Genomic DNA, 2,137 nt, shown 5'->3' on the forward strand with positions numbered 1-2,137 from the left:
GAGCATATCGAACTGGAAATTCGATTTAAAAATCTTTCTAAACATACTATACGAGTGGAGGGACGATTGTGGACACATTTCAATTAGTATCCGCTTATGAGCCGCGCGGCGATCAGCCGAAAGCGATTGCCGAACTCGTTGCAGGCATTCAACAAGGAAAAAAACATCAAACGTTGCTTGGAGCAACAGGAACAGGGAAAACGTTTACGATTTCAAACGTCATTCAACAAGTGAATAAACCGACGTTAGTCATTGCGCATAATAAAACGTTGGCAGGGCAGTTGTATAGCGAGTTTAAACAGTTTTTTCCGCATAATGCGGTCGAATATTTTGTGAGCTATTATGATTATTATCAGCCGGAAGCGTACGTGCCGCAAACGGATACGTACATTGAAAAAGATGCGAGCATTAACGATGAGATCGATAAATTGCGCCATTCCGCAACGTCTGCGTTATTTGAACGGCGCGATGTCATTATTATCGCAAGCGTGTCGTGCATTTATGGTTTAGGTTCTCCGGAAGAATATCGCGAACTAGTCGTCTCCCTTCGCGTCGGCATGGAAATCGAGCGCGATTATTTATTGCGGCGGCTTGTTGATATTCAATACGAGCGAAACGATATTGATTTTCGGCGCGGAACGTTTCGTGTGCGCGGGGATGTTGTTGAAATTTTTCCAGCTTCACGCGATGAGCATTGCATTCGCATTGAGTTTTTTGGCGATGAAATTGAACGCATTCGCGAAGTCGACGCGTTGACGGGGCATGTGATGGCGGAGAGGGAGCATGTGGCGATTTTCCCGGCATCGCACTTCGTTACGCGCGAAGAAAAAATGAATATAGCGATCGAAAACATTGAAAAAGAATTAGAAGAGCGGCTTCGCGAGCTGCGTGAACAAGGAAAATTGTTGGAAGCGCAACGACTCGAACAGCGGACGCGCTACGATATTGAAATGATGAAAGAGATGGGATTTTGTTCGGGCATCGAAAACTACTCGCGTCATTTGACGTTGCGTCCGCCCGGTTCGACCCCTTATACGTTGTTAGATTATTTTCCTGACGACTTTTTAATTGTGATTGACGAATCGCATGTGACGCTGCCGCAAATTCGCGGCATGTATAACGGGGATAAAGCGCGAAAAGAAGTGCTTGTCGAACACGGTTTTCGCTTGCCGTCGGCGCTCGATAACCGCCCGCTCACGTTTGCAGAATTTGAGCAAAAGGTGAATCAAATCATTTACGTATCAGCGACGCCCGGTCCGTATGAACTTGAACATTGTCCGCAAGTTGTCGAGCAAATTATTCGTCCGACAGGGTTGTTAGATCCGACGATTGATGTGCGACCGATCGCAGGGCAAATAGACGACTTAGTTGATGAAATTCAAAAGCGCATCGCTCGCAAAGAACGGACGCTTGTGACGACATTGACGAAAAAGATGGCGGAAGACTTAACAGATTATTTAAAAGATATTGGCATTCAAGTTGCTTACTTGCATTCCGAAATTAAAACGTTAGAGCGAATTGAAATTATTCGCGATTTACGATTAGGCAAATACGATGTGCTTGTCGGCATTAACTTATTGCGTGAAGGGCTTGATATTCCAGAAGTATCGCTCGTTGCTATTTTAGATGCCGATAAAGAAGGATTTTTACGCTCTGAACGTTCACTCATTCAAACGATTGGACGGGTGGCGCGCAATGCGAACGGGCATGTCATTATGTATGCTGATACGATCACGAAATCAATGGAAATTGCGATCAATGAAACGAAGCGGCGCCGCGCCATTCAAGAAGCATATAATCGCGAGCATGGTATCGTGCCGAAAACGATTCAAAAAGACGTTCCAGACGTTATTCGCGCTACGTTTGCTGCGGAAGAAAAAGAAACGTACGAAACGAAAGATGTTCGTCATTTATCAAAAGAAGAACGTCTTGCGCTCATTGCCCAACTTGAACAAGAAATGAAAGAGGCGGCGAAAGCTCTTCATTTCGAACGTGCAGCACAATTGCGCGATCTCATTTTAGAACTGAAAGCTGAGGTGTAGCGTATGGATCACATTATCGTCAAAGGAGCGCGTGCACACAATTTAAAAAATATTGATGTCGTCATTCCGCGCAATAAGCTCGTTGTGCTTACCGG

At 45.2% G+C, this 2,137-nt stretch carries 1 protein-coding gene and 1 pseudogene; both read left to right on the forward strand.

What is annotated here, in order from left to right; translation table 11 throughout:
- Positions 1-68 precede the first annotated feature (68 nt).
- Positions 69-2,042: an excinuclease ABC subunit UvrB gene (gene uvrB / locus V7Z64_RS12210; protein WP_442885209.1), complete on the forward strand. Its 1,974-nt coding sequence runs from the start codon at positions 69-71 to the stop codon at positions 2,040-2,042.
- 3 nt (positions 2,043-2,045) lie between these two features.
- Positions 2,046-2,137 (forward strand): annotated as a pseudogene (locus V7Z64_RS12215) (excinuclease ABC subunit A); the annotation flags it as partial.

Origin of the sequence: Anoxybacillus sp. (genome assembly GCF_036834105.1) — a bacterium.
In the GTDB taxonomy this organism is placed as follows: domain Bacteria; phylum Bacillota; class Bacilli; order Bacillales; family Anoxybacillaceae; genus Anoxybacillus.